The sequence below is a fragment of the Actinomadura logoneensis genome (genome assembly GCF_003428695.1).
Taxonomy (GTDB): domain Bacteria; phylum Actinomycetota; class Actinomycetes; order Streptosporangiales; family Streptosporangiaceae; genus Spirillospora; species Spirillospora logoneensis.
Window position 1 is genome coordinate 1 of record NZ_QURH01000012.1, and the last position, 16,344, is coordinate 16,344.

Below are 16,344 nucleotides of genomic sequence, written 5' to 3' on the forward strand. Positions count from 1 at the left end.
TGGACGCGCCAGAGCCGGCCCAACGGCAGTCGGGGCCGGCTCTGGCGCGTGTGGTGGGTCAGGGAGTGAAGAGGGCCGGGGTCAGGAGTTGGCGGTGTTGGTGGCCGCGGCTCGGGAGCGGGTCAGGCTGAGGAGGGGGATGAGGTTGAAGGCCAGGCCGACGATGGCGACGCCGGTCACCAGGTTGAGGCCCGGGTGGAAGGGGGCGAAGCCGCCGCCCGTGTGGGTGTCGCTTGCGACGAGGGCGGTGACGCCGGCCAGCACGAGGGCCGCGCCGACCTGGCCCGACGTCTGGACGAGGCCCGAGGCCAGGCCCTGCTCGGAGTCGTCGATGCCGTCGGTGGCCTGCGCCATGATCGCGGAGAACCCGAAGGCGAACCCGCCGCCCAGCAGGATCATCGTCGGCAGGACGGTGAAGGCGTAGTGCGGGCTGTTCCCGGCGGTGGCGATGAACCAGACGTAGCCGAGGGAGAGCGAGACCATCGAGCTGATGATCAGGCGCGGGGTGCCCCAGCGGTTGATCAGGCGGCCGACGAACGGCGAGCCGAACGCGACGATGAGGCCGGCGGGCAGCAGCGCGAGCGCCATCTTCAGCGGCGACCAGCGCAGGACGTCCTGCAGGTAGAGGGTCATCATGAACTGGAAGCTCATGTACGAGCCCATCAGGGCGATGACGCTCACGTTCGCGCGGACGATCGTGCCGACGCGGAGGATGCCGAGCCGGATCAGCGGGTGCGCGACGCGCTGCTCGGTGAGGACGAAGCCGACCAGCAGCGCGGCGGCGAGGACGATCGAGCCGATCGTGAGCGGGTCGAGCCAGCCGCGCGCGGGCGCGGTGACGACGGTGTAGACGGCCAGCAGCATTCCGGTGGTGAGGGTGACCGCGCCGACCAGGTCGTGGCCGCCCTCGGCGGCGGGCCTGTCCCGCGGGATGAGCGCGACGCCCACGGCCAGGGCGAGGATCGCCAGCGGAACGGGGGTCAGGAACGTCCAGCGCCAGCCGACGCTGGTGAGCAGTCCGCCCAGGATCAGGCCGGACGAGTAGCCGCTCGCGCCGAACACCGAGAAGACCGACAGCGCCCGGTTGCGCGCGGGTCCCTCGTGGAAGGTGGTGGTCAGGATGGACAGGGCGGTCGGTGCGGTGAACGCGGCGGCCAGGCCCTTGACGAAACGGGTCGCGATCAGGAGCGTCCCGTTGTCGACCAGGCCGCCGATCAGGGACGCGACGGCGAACACGCCGAGCGCGGCGAGGAACACGCGGCGGCGGCCCAGCAGGTCGGCGGTCCGTCCGCCCAGCAGCAGGAGGCCGCCGTAGCCGAGGACGTAGCCGTTGACGATCCACTGCAGCGAGGTGGTGGAGAGCCCGAGCTCGGTCCCGATGGACGGCAGCGCCACGCCCACCATCGACACGTCCAGCCCGTCGAGGAACAGCACGGCGCACAGCACCGCGAGCACCCCCCACAGCCTGGGGGTCCAGCTCTGCTCTGCCGGAGCGGGCACCGGCGTTCCGGTTGCGGTCGCAGGGGAGGTTTCGGTGATGGTCACGAGGCAGGACGATACATGCGCATGCAACCAATGTCCAAGCATTAATTTCTCGCGAATTTAATTCGGATGCATGGGACGCCGTCCGCCGGGTAGGATGCGCGGCATGGCACCCCACCCCGGCCTGGTCGACCAGTGGCGCTCCCTGGTGACCTGCTACAACTCGGTCGCCTGCGCGCTCGACCGCGCGCTGCACGACGCCCACGGGCTGACGATGAGCGAGTTCGAGACCCTGGACCGCCTCGTCGAGGCCGGCTGCGAGAAGCGGCGCGTCCAGGAGATCGGCGCGGAGATGTACCTCAGCCAGAGCGCGCTGTCCCGCACGATCGCCCGGTTGGAGAAGAACGGGCTGGTCCATCGCGGGATGTGCGAGTCCGACCGGCGCGGGGTCTTCGTCTCGCTCACCGACGAGGGCCGCAGCCGCCACGCCGCGGCCTCCGTGACCCACCGCGCGATCCTCGCCGAACACCTGACCCCGGCCGCCGAGACGGCCGGCAGCGTCACCTAGGCGGATCCGTGGAGGACGGGGCCACCTGGCTCGACATCGGCGTCACCACGACCATGAAGATCGAGGCGGTCGCCCTGACCGCTTTCCTTCTCGCCGTGTTCGGCTGGCTCGCGGCCGGGCTCGGCGGGGGTTTCGGCCCTGCCGGATGGACGGTCGGACTGGTCCTGTTCGCCACGGTGGCCGGACTGGTGATCACGGCCGCCATCAGGACGTTCCGCTACCGGGTCTGGCTGGAGGACGGCACGCTCGCCGTCCAGCAGGCGTTCCGGGTCTGCCGATTCGACCTCGCGCAGGCCGATGTCGTCCTGCAATGGGCGGAGGCTCAGGAGAACCCGTCCGGGCCGCAGACCGGTGTGACCGCGATGGTCGTCCGGGATCCTGGGCGGAAGCGCGGCCTCCGGGTGCGCCTGCTCGATTCACGCAACCGGCGGATTCCGCCCGCCCAGTTCCTCGCCCTCGCGGACGCGATCGCCGGCCGGGACGGACCGCCGCCCCTCAGCGCGCTCGGTCTTCGCGACGCGGCGTCCGCAGGGCCTTCCGCCGGGGCCTGACCGTCCGGCGGACGACGACCGCCGCCATCGCGACGAGCGCGACCGGCGTCAGCCAGAACGCCCACCGCTGGTCCAGGCTCATCAGCGCGCATCCGAACAGCGCCACCGCGACGCCGACCCCGACGACGCGACTCTCGAGCAGATCGCCTTTCCGGAACGTCCAGAGGCCGGTTCCCAGCACGACCAGAACCCCGAGCGCGAGTGCGGCGAAGGCCGCCGCCATGACCTGGCTCACCGGTCACCGCCCCCGATCGCGGACCCGGACGGCCACAGCTCGGTCAGATCGGACGGCGTGAGCGGGTCCCGGTAGGCGGCCCGCAGAACCGTCCGGCGCAGTTCCGGATCTCCGGCCTCGGCGAGGTTCACGAACCAGTCGACACCCGCCGGATACGCCCACAGGTACGACCGCAGGCGAGGATCCGCACCCCGGTCGCTCAGCAGGTCGGCGATCCCCGCGTCCGACGTCCAGGGCAGGTCGCGCCTGGCCCGGTCGGCCAGCTCCTCGATGGACACCCCGTTATTCAACGCCACATGCAGCCCAGCTCGGACCAACTGGTTGTAGTGCTCGAACCGGACACGCGTCCGCAGCATCCGATCGTCCGGCGCGGCGAACAGCGGAAGCGCCTGCGCCAGCCCCTCCAGCAGAACCTGGTGCGGAGCGTGGACGGACATGAGCCGCACCCACGGAACGTCCTCCCGCTCGCAACGCGCCGACCAGCTCGCACTCTGCAGCCCGTGTCCGAGCACTTCGTGCAGGGCGAACTGCCGAGCCGCGACCTCGCTGAACGTGATGTTGCGCAGGTTCAGCCGCAGCCGGACGCGGCTCCCCGCGCCGTCCAGCCAGTAGGCCCAGTAGGCGTCGACGTCGGCGGGCTCGATGCTCAGCTCGAACGGCGCGTCGCTCCCGGTGAGCCCGCGCACGACGCCCTCGAACTCGTCGGTCGCCGCCCTGATCGCGTCCGGCGCGCCGTCGTTCGGGACATGACCTTCGACGTCCCGCAGCTCACGGGCACTGTCCGCGCCCCACGACACCCCGACCTCGGCAAGCGCCTCACGGGCGAGTTCGCGCCGGTATGCGACGTATTCGTCCGTCCAGCCGAGCGCGTCGCATCCCTGCGTGGCCCGGACGTACTCCCGCAGCGGCAGCCGCTCCCCCAGCAGTGCCCCGACGTACGCGAGGTCAGCGTCCAGCCGGGAGGCCATCCACCCGGACGCGACGTCCCGCAACTCCAGCAGCCGGCTCCGCAGCGTGAGCCGGTCCCCGACCGGCTCCTCTTCCTCGGCGGACGGCGCGCAGTCGAAATCGACGATCTCCGGAGCCCCGCGCGACACCTCGTACTCGTGCCAGCCCCGAAGAAGCGCCTCGACCTCGTCCCGCAACCCGTCCACCGAACGAGGCTACCGATCTCCCGCTCCCGCCCGCCCCGCCGAGCCCCATCCGTCCGAGCCCGCAGCCGGCCTGACGACAAGCCGCCCGACCGCGGCCGCAAGGCCCCTCCTTCGCGTCCCCAGGCTTCCTGCCGCCTTCCCCGGGCGCGGCGACCATTACGGCCAGATAAGGCCGTCATGACCGCAAAGGAGAAGAAGCCGTGGGTCGCGGGTGATGTCAGCATTCCCCTGATACCAGTGCGCTGAGCTGTCACGGCCCCGAACGCCCAGAAGAGGAGCCCCCCCCATGTCCCGATCACTCATCTCCCGGATCGGTCCGCGCAAGAGCATCGCCGTCCTCGCCTCGGCCGGCGCCCTGGCCACCGCGGGCACCCTCGTGTTCGGCGGCCCCTCCAACGCCGACACCGCCACGCCCGGCACGTCGGCGATCCAGTGCAGCAACGCCACGCTGAAGGGGCACTACATCTTCGGCGCGAACGGCACGTCGGCGCCTTCGAGTGGCGCGACCGTCCCGATCTCCACGGGCGGCCTCGACCATTTCGACGGCAAGGGCGGCGGTACCGGCATCGCCACCTTCGTCGTGAAGGACTCGCTGGTGAACGACCACACCCCGATCACGCTCTCCTACAACATCAAGAGCGACTGCAGCGGGAAGGCGTCCTTCCACCTGGGCGACAGCTCGGCGAACTTCAACGTCTACGCCGACCCCTCCGGGGCCTCGTTCGTCCTGGTCGCCACCGACCCGGGCAACGTCCTGGCGGGCACCGAAACCCGAGTGAGCCGGTAGCTCTCACCGCCCCCTCGTCCCTGCCCGCGAAGATCATCAAGAGCGGGCGCTCCCGAAGAGCGACCAGCAACGCCGGAACCGTCACCGACGGTCTCCACTGCCGAGACGTTCGCCCAGGTCATGGGCGGGGCAGCGTAGGAGGGCCCTGTTAGCAAGGGTGTTAGCGAGAAGGCCCCTTCCGATGATCGGAAGGGGCCTTCTACCTGGGAGCCGCCTATCGGAATCGAACCGATGACCTATTCATTACGAGTGAATCGCTCTGCCGACTGAGCTAAGGCGGCGTGCCGTAGAGGAGTCTAGCGCCTTCTCGGGGGTGAGTGGGAATCAGTGGCAGACGGTTCCCTTCCGGGGCGGGGTCCCGGTGATCAGGTAGTCGTCGACCGCGGTGGTGATGCAGGTGTTGCCCTGCAGGTAGGCGGTGTGGCCGTCGCCGTCCAGGGTGAGGAGTTCGCCGGACGCGAGCTGGGAGGCGAGGCCCTGGGCCCACTTGTAGGGGGTCGCCGGGTCGCGGAGGGTGCCGATGACCAGGATCGGAGGGGCGCCCTTGGCGGTGATCGCCTGGGGCTTCCGCTTGGTCTGGACGGGCCAGTAGACGCAGGGCAGGCCGCCCCAGACGACGAAGGGGCCGAACCGGGGGGACGCCTTGGCGGCCTGGTCGGCGGCCTTCTTGTAGGACGGGACGTCCGGCGGGTTGGGCTTGTCCACGCAGTTGACGGCCATGTTCGCGTCGGTCTGGTTGCTGTAGGTGCCGTCCTGCTTGCGTTCGACCATCTGGTCGGCGAGGGCGAGCAGGAGGGTGCCGTCGCCGCGGGTCTGGGCGGCGGAGAGGGCCTGGCGGAGGAAGGGCCAGGTCTCCTTGGCGTAGAGGGCGGTCGCGATGCCCATGGTCGCCCAGGACTCGGTGACCTGGCGGGAGTCGCGGGTGTTGCGGAGCGGGGTCCGGTCGATCTGGCGGAGCAGGTCGCCGACCTTGGTGACGGCGGCGTCCTGGTCGGTGCCGAGGGGGCAGTCGCTCTGCTTGGCGCAGTCGGCGGCGAAGGCGCGCAGGGCGGTCTCGAAGCCCTTGGCCTGCTCGACCAGCATGTCGGTGGACGAGGTGCGCGGGTCGATCGCACCGTCCAGGGCCAGGGAGTGGATCTTGGTGGGGAACTGGTTGGCGTACTCGGCGCCCAGGTAGGTGCCGTAGGACGCGCCGTAGTAGGAGAGCTTCTGGTCGCCCAGGGCGGCGCGGATGACGTCCATGTCGCGGGCGGCGCTGACGGTGCCGACGTAGGGAAGTTCGCGGGCGGCCTTGGTCCGGCAGGCGTCGGCGAACTGCTTGCTCTCGGACGCCAGGGTGTCCAGTTCGGATTGGTCGTCCGGGGACGCGTCGGTGGCGAAGAACCGGTCGAGCTGGGGGCCGGTCATGCAGCGGATGGGCGCGCTGCCGCCGACGCCGCGCGGGTCGAAGCCGACGATGTCGAAGCGGCGGCGGAGTTCGTCGCCGAACGAGCGGCCCGTCTGGCGGACGAAGTCCACGCCCGAACCGCCGGGTCCGCCCGGGTTGGTGAGCAGGGAGCCGATGCGCGCCTTCTTGTCCTCGGCGGGCATCCGGATCAGGGCGAGGCTGATCTCTCCCTGGGACGGCCGGGCGTAGTCGAGCGGCACCTTGACGTGCGTGCACTCCATGCCGCCGCCGCAGGACGTCCACTGCGGCTTCTGGGAGTAGTAGGCCGCCATGCCCGGTGGCGCCGCGGGCGAGGACGCCGCGGCGCCCCCGCGCCCGCCGTCGTCGCATCCGGTGGCGACCGCCAGCGTCAGCGCGGCGATCGCGCTCGTCCACCTCGCTGCCCGCACCTGATCTCCCCGTCGTCGCGGCTTGTGCACCGTCGCCCACGCTACGGGCACGGGCACCCGCGGGGCCAGCCTCGTCCCGCTGAAATAGCCGATGGCGTCACGCTGTTGCGCCAACCATGAGCGCTCAGGACGGGCAACGGACGCGGGTACGCGTCGAGCACGGCGACAAGCGGGTGCGGGCCTATCTGGACGGGCACGTGGTGGCGGACACGCTCCGTCCGGTGCTGGTCTGGGAGGGCACGCACTTCCTGGCCTACTACATCCCGGTGGAGGACGTCCGCGCCGAACTGGTCGAGAGCGGCCCGGGACGGCGGTCTCCCAGCCGGGGCGAGGCCACTTCCTACACCGTGAGGGTGGGGGGCACCGAGGCGAAGGACGCGGCGATCCGCTACCTCGACTCCCCGGTCGAGGAACTGCGCGGCCTCGTCCGGCTGGACTGGGACGCGATGGACGCCTGGTTCGAGGAGGACCAGGAGGTCTTCGTCCATCCGCGCAGCCCGTACCACCGGGTGGAGATCCTGCCGAGCTCGCGGCACGTGCGGGTGGAGGTGGACGGGGTGACGGTCGCCGAGTCCGGCAGCCCGCGGATGCTGTTCGAGACGGGACTCCCGGTGCGGTACTACCTGCCGAAGACGCACGTCCGGATGGACCTGCTGGAGCACACCGACACCGCGACCGGCTGCCCGTACAAGGGGACGGCGGAGTACTGGTCGGTCCGCACCGGCGACACCGTCCACCGCGACATCGTCTGGTCGTACCCGACGCCCCTGCCCGAGAGCAGGGACATCGCCGGACTTGTCAGCTTCTACAACGAGAAGGTGGACATCTACGTGGACGGTGTCCTCCAGGCCCGCCCGTAGCGGACGGACGCGTCAGGAGCCGCTGCGGGCGGACGTCCAGGCGGGGCTGTCGAGGAAGTGGTTGTCGAACCGCTCCTGCGAGTCGATCAGCTCCTGCAGGACGTCCTCGCCGCGGCCGAGCCGGTCGAGCAGCCGGAAGTAGTCGAACCGCCGGACGCCCGGCGTGATGATGATCAGAATGTCGGCGTCCCGGCCGGGCAACGCGCCGAACGCGTGCGCGGTGTTCGGCGGGACGACGACCGTGTCGCCCTCCTCGGCGGTGAGGATCTCGTCCCCGCAGAGGATCTGCGCCGCGCCGCCGAGGATGTGGAAGAACTCGCTGGCGGTGCGGTGGTGGTGCGGGGTCGCGCCGTTCGCGCCGTCGGCGAGGATGATCCGCTGGCTGCTGAGCGCCCCGCCGGTCGCGTCGGCGTCCACGATCAGCCGGCCGGACGACGGCGGGCGGCCGATCGCCTCGGCCTCTCCGGCCCGGACGACGACGGGCTCGTGCTCGGGGACGAACGTCATCGGTGTCTCCTCACGCGCCGGGCCGGTCGCCGCCATCGCCGTCCGCGGAACGCGGTCGCCGGTCGCCATCGCCGTCCGCGGGCCTGTCGGCGGGTCGCGGTCGACGGTCGGCGTCAGCCGCCGCCTCGTGGCGTTCCACCAGGTCGGACGGCGTGACCCGGCGTCCCTCCGCGGCCGGCGCCGCAGCCACCGCCCGGTCCTCGGCGGTGTCCGTTCCGTACGCTTCGTCGTGCTGGCGCCGCGGCGAGCACACCGAGGCGGACGGGCAGGAGCACCGGCCGCCGCTCGTCAGCCGGACGGTGACCGTGTCGGACGGAACGTTCCGCCCGACGACCTGTCCGCTGCCTTCCGGCGTCTCGACGCGCGAACCGAGCCTGGGCATGCGCTCGTGCGCCTGGACGTAGAGCGGATGCTCGTACTTCAGGCAGCACATGAGGCGTCCGCAGGCTCCGGCGATACGGAGCGGGTTGACCGGAAGATCCTGCTCCTTGGCCATGCGAACGGAAACGGGCTCGAAGTCCTTGAGGAAGGTCGCGCAGCACAGGTCGCGTCCGCAGGGGCCGATCCCGCCCTGGAGCCGGGCCTCGTCGCGCGGCCCGACCTGGCGCAGCTCCACCCGGGCGCGGATGTTGCGGGCCAGGTCGCGCACCAGGGCCCGGAAGTCCACCCGGTGCGGCGCGGAGAAGTAGATCTTGAAGACGTTGTCGGTGTCGAGGTAGTCGACCCCGATCACCTTCATCGGCAGCTCGTGCTTGCGGATCAGCCGCTTGGCGATCGCGCGGCCCTCGGCGCGGCGGCGGCGGTTCGCGTCGTCCCGGGACAGGTGCTCCTCGCCCGCGATCCCCGCGCAGACGGGCAGCCCGCCGATGTCCTCCGACACCCACTGCGGCGCCCACACGCACTCGGCGACCTCGGGGCCCGCGTCGGTCGGGACGAGCACCCGGTCGCCGACCTTGGGCTCGTACGGGCCGGGGTCAAGGTAGTAGAGACGTCCGTACCTGGTGAAGCTGACGGCCATCACCATGCCCACGGTTTCGCTCCGTTCGCCCGGTTCCGTGCCTCACACCCTATGCCGTCCGCACCTCATCCGGTGTGAGCGGTATCACCGGTCCGGGCGTGTCGTTCCGCGCCGGGCCTACCGCTCCGTGCCGGGCCTACCGCTCCGCGCCGGACGTGCCGCCCGGTGGTGTCGTGCGGGCGGCCGGGGCGGAGATCACCAGGCGACGTCGCTCAGGTCGTCGGCGCGGACGGGCGTGCCGGCGTCCGGGCCGTACAGGTTGCCGTCGTCGGCGGCGAGCAGCAGGTGGCCGCCGGACCGGTCGGCGTCCAGGCGGCGGACGCCCGCCTTGCCCGGACGCTCCCAGATGACGCCGCCGGGGCGTCCGGTGGCCATGGAGTACCGCTGCAGCGCGAGGCGCGTGGACGACTCGACCCCGGCCACGACCGTCCGGCCGTCGGGGCTCAGGACGGCGGCCTCAGTGCCCGCGGGCAGCCGCATGACCGCCTTGCTGAGCTTCAGATCCCCCGCCGGACCGGCCGTGTCGAGCGTCCTGACCTGCGGTGCGGGCGGACCGCTCTCCGCCCGGGGAGCGCCCCGGAGCACCGGCGGGCGCCAGAGGAAGGACAGGGTGTTCCCCGCCCAGGAGAGGCTGCCGATCCGGGCCGGAGACTTCGCCTTCCAGCTCTTGAGCACCCCGGTTCGGGTGGAGAGCACGTCCACTCTGCCCACGGTGCCGTTCCGGTAGGTGACGTACGCGATGTTCGCGCCGTCCGGACTGACCGCCATGTCCGAGAACAAGGTGGACACGCCCTTGACGGTCGCGCGGGGGACGGCCGTGAGCGCCGTGGGCCGCCCGTCCTTGCCGAGGGTGAGCCGGTGGAACGTGACCACCCGGGACGCGTAGGACGCCACGACGTAGGAGTTCCCGGGGCCTGCCGCGATGCGCTGGAAGCGGCGTCCGGCCGGCGCGGCCACGGGCAGGCCGACGTCACGCCCCGACTTCACGTCCCGGACGACGAGGGCGTCGCCGCCGACCCGCACGCCGACGACGAACCGCGGCTTGCCGCCGTCCTTCCTGGTCGCCGCCGTGGAGCCGGCGCTCGCCGCTTCCTTCTTCTTGTGCGACCACGGGTGCCGGTGGACGGTGTCGACGCCCGCCCCGATCACCAGCGCGCCGATCACGGCCACACCGACCGGGACCGCGTTCCGCCAGGCCGCACCCACCCGCGTCTCCGTCTTCCCGCCAGTCATCCGAACTCCGCCCGCCGCCTTCCGCGGCACCTGTCGACTGCATTCGTTCCTGCGACAATCGGCAATGATTACTGATTTGACGGACTCACGCGACACTGAACGCTTCCTGAATGCCCGTCCCGTTCGCCGCCTTCGTTCCGGTACGCCGGGGCGTCGAGGTCAGCGGAGCGCGAGGGCGGCGCGCGCGGCCTCGACGGCTGACGTCCGGTAGGACGCCCCGAACAGCGCGACATGGACGAGCAGCGGATGGAGCTGATGCAGCGGGACGCGCTCGCGCCAGCCGTCCGCCAGCGGATACTCCTCGTCGTAGGCCGCCAGGATCCGCCCCAGCTCGGGGCAGCCGAACAGCGCGAGCATCGCCAGGTCGGTCTCCCGGTGGCCGCCGTGCGCGGCCGGATCGATCAGCATCGCGCTCCCGCCCGTCCACTGGACGTTGCCCGACCACAGGTCGCCGTGGAGGCGCGCGGACGGCTCGGGCTGCCCGGCCAGCTCGTCGATCACATCGATGACCTGCTCGAACAGCCGGATGTCGGCCTGGCTCAGATGAGGGGCGGCCGGCTTGAGGAACGGCTCCAGCCGCCGCTGGGCGTACCAGCGCGGCCAGCCTTGATCATCCAGGGTGTTGTCGAGCGGGAGATCGGCGATGTAGCCGTCCCAGGGCGCGCCGAACGCGCCGGGCGAGTCCGCGTGCAGCCGCGCGAGCGCCCGTCCGAACCGCTCCGCCGCGCCCGCCGACGGCTGGTCGGGCGGCAGCCACGGCAGCACCAGCATCCGTTCGTCGGCCGCCAGGACGCCCGGTACGGGCACATCGTCCCCGGCCTCGCCCAGCCACCGGAGCCCCGCGGCCTCAGCCGCGAACACGCCCTCGGCCCCTGATCGGCCGTCGAGCGCCTTGACGAAGACCTCGCGCCCGTCGCGCAGGACGGCCCGGTGCAGCGTCCACGAATGGCTCGTCCCGAGGTCGTGGACGCTCGCGACGCGCTCCCCCAGCAGCTCCTCCAGGTGCTCACGCATGGTCGCTGCGTGCCGTCATCCCGGCACGGACCTCCTCGAGCAGTCCCGGCATCGCCGCCTCGACCAGCTCCAGGACGTGGTCGAAGTCGGCTCGGCCGCCGTAGTACGGGTCCGGCACGTCGAGATCGCTCCCGGCGGACGGGTCGAACTCGCGCAGCAGCCGGATCTTCGCCGCCGACTCCCCGTCCGGGGCCATGCCGCGCAGCTCCGCCAGATGCCCCTCGTCCAGGGCGATGATCAGGTCGTAGCGGTCGAACCACTCCCGCTCGAACTGCCTGGCCATGTGCGCGGAGGCGTACCCGGCCCGGCGCAGCGCGGCCACCGTCCGCGAGTCGGCGCCGTCGCCGACGTGCCAGCCGCCCGTCCCGGAGCTGTCCACCTCGACGTCCAGTCCCTCCTCCTGGACGTGGTGGCGGAACACCGACTCGGCGATCGGTGAGCGGCAGATGTTCCCGGTGCAGACGAACGTGACGCGATAGGACATGCCCCCATCCTGCCCGCCCGCCGGCGCCACTCGTCCGTCCTGGGCTTAATCCCTTGATCGTCGCCCGGTCACGCCCTCTACGCTGCCGGAACACACAACGGACGTGAGAGGTCGATCCACCCATGGAGTTCTTCTGCTACCACCGGGACCGCGTTGGATCGCTGTCCCTGCGCAAGGCCCTCCTCGAGGAGCACTGGTCGTACATGGACCGGTTCGCGGCGCGGATGACCGCGCGCGGCCCCGTCTTCGACGCCGAGGACGACGACATCCTCTACGGCAGCGTCCACATCCTCGACCTGCCCGACCCGGCCGCCGTCCGCGCGTTCGCCTTCGAGGAGCCCTGCTACCAGGCCGGCGCCTACCGCGACGTCCTGCTGCGCCGCTGGCACGACCTGCTGGGGCGCACCATGTGGGACTTCCCCGGCCCGCGCGACACCGGCGACTTCTTCTTCGTCCTCGGCCTGGGCGAAGGCGAGCCCGCCGACACCGAGCTCCCGGCCGCCAAGGAGGACCTGGCCGCCTACGGCTCCCTTTACTCGGACGACGACACCGCCTGGCTGGGAACCGCCGCCCTCGTCCGGGCCACCGACGAGGCCGCCGCCCGCTCCCTCCTCACTCCCGACCGCTACGCCGAGATCGAGGTCCACGCCTGGACCTTCGGAGGCCGCCGCTGACCAAGCCCCGCCGACGCCCCGGCCGTCGACGGGACGGGGGCCGACGGGACGGGGGCCGACGGCGCGGAGGCGGCCTGGAGGGGGGTCAGTTGGTGGTGCGGAGGGCGAGGGTCAGGGACTCGACGGCGAGGAGGGGGTTGACGTTGGCGTCCAGGCGTTCGCGGCAGGCCATGATCGCGTCGAGGCGGCGGAGCGTGGACTCGGGGGTGCCGTTGCTCGCCGCGGCGCGGAGTTCGGGGTCGAGCTCGGTGTTGACCAGGTCGCTGGACGCGCCCATCTGGAGGGTCAGCACGTCGCGGTAGTAGGAGGCCAGGTCCAGCAGGGCCCGGTCCAGGGCGTCGCGCTTGACGCGGGTGGCGCGGGACTTCTGCTTGTCCTCCAGTTCCTTCAGGGCTCCGGCGGTGCCGCGCGGCATGCGTCCCTTGGCGCTCTCGCCGAGGGCTTGGCGGAGCGCGGCGGTCTCGGACTCGTTGAGCTCCTCCGTCGTCGCCTTCGCCTCGGCCTCGGCGGCCTTGACCAGCGCCTCGGCGGCCATGACGGCGGGCCCCACGCCGGTCAGGCGGCGCGGGATCGCCAGCACCTCCGCGCGGCGCCTGCGGGCGTCGGCGTCCGTCGCGAGCCGCCGGGCACGGCTGATGTGGCCCTGGGCGGCGCGCGCGGCGATCTCGGCCGTCGTGGGGTCGATGCCGTCCCGCCGCACCAGCACGTCGGTGACCGCGGCGACCGGGGGCGTGCGCAGGGTGACCACGCGGCAGCGTGACCGGATGGTCATGAGCATGTCCTCCGGGGACGGCGTGCACAGCAGCCACACCGTCCGCGGCGGGGGTTCCTCGATCGCCTTCAGCAGCGCGTTGGCGGCGGCCTCGGTGGCGCGGTCGGCGTCCTCGAACAGGACGACCTGCCAGCGCCCCACGCTCGGCGACGACGAGGCCCGCAGCACCAGCTCGCGGGTCTCCTTCACGCCGTAGGACAGCCCGGACGGGCGAATGATCTCCACGTCCGCGTGGGTGCCCTGGAGCACCTGATGGCAGGACGCGCAGTGCCCGCACCCGCGCGGCGTCTCGACGCACTGCAACGCCGCCGCGAACGCCCGTGCGGCGGCCGACCGCCCCGACCCGGGCGGCCCGGTGAACAGCCACGCGTGCGCCATCTTGCCGCCGCCCGCCGCCCGTCCCGCGTCGGACGACGACCCTCCGGACGCCGCCACGACCGACCGCAGCTGCGCGGTCACCGGCTCCTGCCCCACCAGGTCGTCCCACACGCTCATGCACAGAAGGCTACGGCCTCACCTCCCCTCCCGGCGCCGTCCCCGCCCATGCCCTCGACACCCACCTTGCCTTGCGTTCCAGGACCGCCGCGAACTTACCCACAGGTTGTGGATAACCCCCCGGCCTCCTACTACCGCCCCCGCACCGCCCAACGGGCTCCAACGCCTCTTCAGGCTGCCCGGCGGCGGGCAGCGCCCCTCTGGACGGACGGAGCGCGGAACGATGCCGCGGCCCAGTGGACCGCCACGGTGCGCCAGCGCCGCCATGGCCGAAGACGGCGACCAGCGGCCCGTCCCCGCCACGCCGCACTGTCGGGCGCCTCGGGACGCTGACACTCAGGACGCTGGCGCGTGAGGCGCTGGCGCGTGCGTGGGAGCTGGCGCGTGAGGCGCTGGCGCGTGCGTGAGCGCTGGCGCGTGCGTGGGCCCTGGCGCGTGCGTGGGCCCTGGCGCGTTCGTGGGCCCTGGCGCGTGGGTGCTGGAACCGAACGTGGAGGCGCGGGCAGGGGCAGGGACGGCGGGGCTTCGGATCAGGAAGTGAGGAACTGGACGTGGGCGCGGGCAGGAGGCTTGTGGTCCGTTTCGAAACGGCCACGACTACGCACGCGAACGCGTGACCTGCCCGGTTCCGCCAAGCGAGGGCGAGCGGTACCGGGCGGACGCGAAGCGACTCCGCGCTCACCCGTCCCGCCAAGCCAGAGCACGCGCGACCTGGCACACCAAGAAGCAATGCCGGATGCCACGTTCACCCAGGCCCGGTCGCCTGGCGAGTCGCCAGGCGAGCGGAATGGACCGCCGGATGAGCGAAACGCACCGCCCCACCACCATCGAGGTCAGCCGCCACGCCTGCGGATCAGATCGCGAGGTCTGGGGACGCGGCTCAGTCGGTGATGGCGGGGAAGGTGCTGGTGGCGTCTTCGGTGGAGGCGGGGATGGGGTCGGGGAGGATCTCGCGGATGCGGTCCTGGATCTCGCGGCGGATCTCCGCCTCGGGGCGGCTCGCGTCCACGACGAGGTAGCGGTCCGGTTCGGCGTCGGCGAGGGCGCGGAAGCCGGACAGGACGCGCTCGTGGAACTCGCGGGGCTCGGACTCGATGCGGTCGGCCGGGCTGGAGAGGCGGTTCAGGCCCTTCTCCGGCGGCAGTTCGAGCAGGACGGTGAGGTCCGGGACCAGGCCGCCGGTGCCCCAGGCGTTCACCGCGGCGATCTCCTCGACCGGCTGCTCGCGGCCGAAGCCCTGGTAGGCCAGGGTCGAGTCGACGTAGCGGTCGCTGACGACGATGGCGCCCCGGTCCAGCGCCGGGCGGATGACGTTGGCGACATGGTCGGCGCGGTCGGCCGCGTAGAGCAGGGTCTCGGCGCGGGACGACAGGCCGGTGGTCTCCCGGTCCAGCAGGAGGGCGCGCAGCCTCATCCCGGTCTTGGTCGCGCCCGGCTCGCGGGTGGTGACGACCTCGTAGCCGTGGTCGCGGAGCCAGATCGCGGCCAGCCGGGACTGGGTGGTCTTGCCGGCGCCCTCGCCGCCCTCGAAGACGATGAAGACGCCGCGCTCGTGCGTCCGGCGCGGGGCGGCGGCTTCCGGGGCGGCGGACGGCGGGACGTACACCTCGCCGCGCAGCGCCGCCGCGAGGTCCGGGACGAGCGGGACGCCGGTCCGCTCGTCCAGCAGGCGGTACGCGATCAGGCCGGCGACCAGCGCGATCACGGCGACGATCAGCAGCGCGGCGGACGAGCCGGGGAAGTCGCGGCCGACGTGCCGCGTGCCGATCGCGCCCGCGCCGAGCGGGACGGCGAGGGCCGCGATGACCAGCGCCAAGGCGGTCCCCGTGCGGACGCGCAGCGGGTTGTCGGTGACGACGGCCTCGGCGGACGCCCAGGCGACACCGGCGGCGGCGCCGAGGAATCCGGCGACGAACACCACGACGACCAGGTTCAGCGAGACCGCGACCACGGCCAGGAGCAGCGCGGACGCGATCGCCGAGAGGCCGAGCAGGCGGCGGCGGCTGAACGGGCCGAGGACGCGCGGCCCCGCGAAAATGCCGCACGCCAGGCCGAGGGCGAGCGCGGCCAGGACCATCCCATAGCCGGGGTCGCCGCCGTCCAGGGCGTGCGCGTGGACGCGGGCGACGGCCAGGACGGCGCCGACGGGCAGCGCGGACGCGGCGACGCGTGGACGCGGGCGACGGCCAGGACGGCGCCGACGGGCAGCGCGGACGCGGCGACCGCGAACCGCAGGCCGCGGATTCCGGACGGCCCGAGCCGCCGGAACAACGCGACCGGAACACCCGGAACCGGCCCGTCCGCGCCCGGAAGCCCGCCGACGAGGGACGTCACGATCGCCGCCAAGGCGAAGACGACGGCCGCGACGTAGAGCGCGAGGTGCGCCCGGTCGGCGTCGTTCAGCAGCCGATCGGCGATCAGGGAGGTCAGAACGAACACGAGGGCGGCGATCGGCGCGACTCCGAAGACGGTCCGCGCCATCCGGCGAGCGGCGTGGTCGGCGTCCGCCGAAGCGCCCGCGACGGGGAGGTCCGCACGGGTCCGTCCGTCGGCGACCTCGTAGGCGCGGGTCTCGCCCGGCGCGTCGGGCGTCTGCCCCGCGGGGCCGAACGCCTGCGTCCCGCCATGAGCGCCGGAGCCCCCCGCCGCGCGCGAGCCCCCGCCCGCGTGCGAG

At 72.5% G+C, this 16,344-nt stretch carries 17 protein-coding genes and 1 tRNA gene; 6 read left to right on the plus strand and 12 right to left on the minus strand.

All coding sequences use genetic code 11. The annotated features are described in order from the left end of the window. Positions 1–81: 81 nt before the first annotated feature. Positions 82–1,545, minus strand: a complete 1,464-nt coding sequence (locus tag DZF91_RS00825; RefSeq protein ID WP_117355608.1) for an MFS transporter — start codon at positions 1,543–1,545, stop codon at positions 82–84. Between the two features lie 103 nt (positions 1,546–1,648). Here DZF91_RS00825 and DZF91_RS00830 point away from each other — a divergent pair, with 103 nt between their 5' ends. Together DZF91_RS00830 and DZF91_RS00835 are read left to right on the plus strand one after the other, a co-directional pair. After that, the gene (locus tag DZF91_RS00830; RefSeq protein ID WP_117355609.1) at positions 1,649–2,050 is read left to right on the plus strand and encodes a MarR family winged helix-turn-helix transcriptional regulator; all 402 of its coding nucleotides are present in this window, start codon (positions 1,649–1,651) and stop codon (positions 2,048–2,050) included. 8 nt (positions 2,051–2,058) lie between these two features. Beyond that, positions 2,059–2,601 carry a hypothetical protein gene (locus DZF91_RS00835; protein ID WP_117355610.1) on the plus strand — a complete coding sequence of 181 codons (543 nt, stop codon included), beginning with the start codon at positions 2,059–2,061 and terminating at the stop codon, positions 2,599–2,601. Here DZF91_RS00835 and DZF91_RS00840 read toward each other — a convergent pair. Beyond that, entirely contained in the window at positions 2,546–2,836 is a 291-nt protein-coding gene (locus DZF91_RS00840; protein ID WP_147340925.1) for a hypothetical protein, read from the minus strand. The two genes, DZF91_RS00835 and DZF91_RS00840, sit on opposite strands and share 56 nt — an antisense overlap. Further along, the gene (locus tag DZF91_RS00845; protein ID WP_235833970.1) at positions 2,833–3,990 is read right to left on the minus strand and encodes a hypothetical protein; all 1,158 of its coding nucleotides are present in this window, start codon (positions 3,988–3,990) and stop codon (positions 2,833–2,835) included. The genes DZF91_RS00840 and DZF91_RS00845 overlap by 4 nt, the downstream gene beginning before the upstream one ends. A 286-nt stretch (positions 3,991–4,276) precedes the next feature. Here DZF91_RS00845 and DZF91_RS00850 point away from each other — a divergent pair, with 286 nt between their 5' ends. After that, a complete protein-coding gene (locus tag DZF91_RS00850; RefSeq protein ID WP_117355612.1) occupies positions 4,277–4,777 on the plus strand; it encodes a hypothetical protein in 501 nt (166 codons plus the stop codon). A gap of 208 nt (positions 4,778–4,985) precedes the next feature. Here DZF91_RS00850 and DZF91_RS00855 read toward each other — a convergent pair. Both DZF91_RS00855 and DZF91_RS00860 read right to left on the minus strand, forming a co-directional pair. Further along, positions 4,986–5,058, minus strand: a tRNA-Thr gene (locus DZF91_RS00855). 43 nt (positions 5,059–5,101) lie between these two features. Then, the gene (locus DZF91_RS00860) at positions 5,102–6,613 is read right to left on the minus strand and encodes an alpha/beta hydrolase (RefSeq protein ID WP_117355613.1); all 1,512 of its coding nucleotides are present in this window, start codon (positions 6,611–6,613) and stop codon (positions 5,102–5,104) included. A 116-nt stretch (positions 6,614–6,729) separates the two neighbouring features. On the opposite strand from DZF91_RS00860, the gene DZF91_RS00865 reads away from it, so the two are divergent. After that, positions 6,730–7,473 (plus strand): DUF427 domain-containing protein, encoded by a 744-nt coding sequence (locus DZF91_RS00865; RefSeq protein ID WP_117355614.1) that lies wholly within the window; start codon positions 6,730–6,732, stop codon positions 7,471–7,473. Between the two features lie 12 nt (positions 7,474–7,485). Here the strand turns inward: DZF91_RS00865 and DZF91_RS00870 are convergent, their stop codons facing one another. The 5 genes from DZF91_RS00870 to DZF91_RS00890 all read right to left on the minus strand — a co-directional run bounded on the left by DZF91_RS00870 (position 7,486) and on the right by DZF91_RS00890 (position 11,729). Then, positions 7,486–7,980, minus strand: a complete 495-nt coding sequence (locus DZF91_RS00870; RefSeq protein WP_117355623.1) for a cupin domain-containing protein — start codon at positions 7,978–7,980, stop codon at positions 7,486–7,488. Between the two features lie 10 nt (positions 7,981–7,990). Further along, positions 7,991–9,004 carry a PSP1 domain-containing protein gene (locus tag DZF91_RS00875; RefSeq protein WP_235833972.1) on the minus strand — a complete coding sequence of 338 codons (1,014 nt, stop codon included), beginning with the start codon at positions 9,002–9,004 and terminating at the stop codon, positions 7,991–7,993. 189 nt (positions 9,005–9,193) lie between these two features. Continuing rightward, positions 9,194–10,231, minus strand: coding sequence for a hypothetical protein (locus DZF91_RS00880; RefSeq protein WP_117355616.1), 1,038 nt, complete (start codon positions 10,229–10,231; stop codon positions 9,194–9,196). Positions 10,232–10,390: 159 nt separating this feature from the next. Continuing rightward, positions 10,391–11,245, minus strand: a complete 855-nt coding sequence (locus DZF91_RS00885; RefSeq protein ID WP_117355617.1) for a fructosamine kinase family protein — start codon at positions 11,243–11,245, stop codon at positions 10,391–10,393. Beyond that, entirely contained in the window at positions 11,238–11,729 is a 492-nt protein-coding gene (locus tag DZF91_RS00890; RefSeq protein WP_117355618.1) for a low molecular weight protein-tyrosine-phosphatase, read from the minus strand. Before DZF91_RS00890 ends, DZF91_RS00885 begins: the two co-directional genes overlap by 8 nt. Positions 11,730–11,851: 122 nt before the next feature. On the opposite strand from DZF91_RS00890, the gene DZF91_RS00895 reads away from it, so the two are divergent. Next, positions 11,852–12,403, plus strand: a complete 552-nt coding sequence (locus DZF91_RS00895; RefSeq protein ID WP_117355619.1) for a YciI family protein — start codon at positions 11,852–11,854, stop codon at positions 12,401–12,403. An 85-nt stretch (positions 12,404–12,488) separates the two neighbouring features. On the opposite strand, the gene DZF91_RS00900 is transcribed toward DZF91_RS00895, so the two are convergent. Both DZF91_RS00900 and tmk read right to left on the minus strand, forming a co-directional pair. Further along, complete coding sequence (locus tag DZF91_RS00900; RefSeq protein ID WP_117355620.1) at positions 12,489–13,670, minus strand: DNA polymerase III subunit delta'; 1,182 nt, start codon at positions 13,668–13,670, stop codon at positions 12,489–12,491. An 880-nt stretch (positions 13,671–14,550) separates the two neighbouring features. After that, positions 14,551–15,822 carry a dTMP kinase gene (gene tmk / locus DZF91_RS00910; protein WP_328589098.1) on the minus strand — a complete coding sequence of 424 codons (1,272 nt, stop codon included), beginning with the start codon at positions 15,820–15,822 and terminating at the stop codon, positions 14,551–14,553. Here tmk and DZF91_RS38680 point away from each other — a divergent pair. Next, a complete protein-coding gene (locus DZF91_RS38680) occupies positions 15,778–16,041 on the plus strand; it encodes a hypothetical protein (protein WP_147340926.1) in 264 nt (87 codons plus the stop codon). The genes tmk and DZF91_RS38680 overlap by 45 nt on opposite strands. Positions 16,042–16,344: the final 303 nt, after the last annotated feature.

Coding starts and splice junctions, on each gene's coding strand:
- DZF91_RS00875 (WP_235833972.1), bottom strand. CDS start 9,004: ATGGTGATGGCCGTCAGCTTCACCAGGTACGGACGTCTCTACTACCTT.
- DZF91_RS00865 (WP_117355614.1), top strand. CDS start 6,730: ATGAGCGCTCAGGACGGGCAACGGACGCGGGTACGCGTCGAGCACGGC.
- DZF91_RS00850 (WP_117355612.1), top strand. CDS start 4,277: ATGTCCCGATCACTCATCTCCCGGATCGGTCCGCGCAAGAGCATCGCC.
- DZF91_RS00870 (WP_117355623.1), bottom strand. CDS start 7,980: ATGACGTTCGTCCCCGAGCACGAGCCCGTCGTCGTCCGGGCCGGAGAG.
- DZF91_RS00830 (WP_117355609.1), top strand. CDS start 1,649: ATGGCACCCCACCCCGGCCTGGTCGACCAGTGGCGCTCCCTGGTGACC.
- DZF91_RS00880 (WP_117355616.1), bottom strand. CDS start 10,231: ATGACTGGCGGGAAGACGGAGACGCGGGTGGGTGCGGCCTGGCGGAAC.
- DZF91_RS00890 (WP_117355618.1), bottom strand. CDS start 11,729: ATGTCCTATCGCGTCACGTTCGTCTGCACCGGGAACATCTGCCGCTCA.
- DZF91_RS00895 (WP_117355619.1), top strand. CDS start 11,852: ATGGAGTTCTTCTGCTACCACCGGGACCGCGTTGGATCGCTGTCCCTG.
- DZF91_RS00885 (WP_117355617.1), bottom strand. CDS start 11,245: ATGCGTGAGCACCTGGAGGAGCTGCTGGGGGAGCGCGTCGCGAGCGTC.
- DZF91_RS00900 (WP_117355620.1), bottom strand. CDS start 13,670: ATGAGCGTGTGGGACGACCTGGTGGGGCAGGAGCCGGTGACCGCGCAG.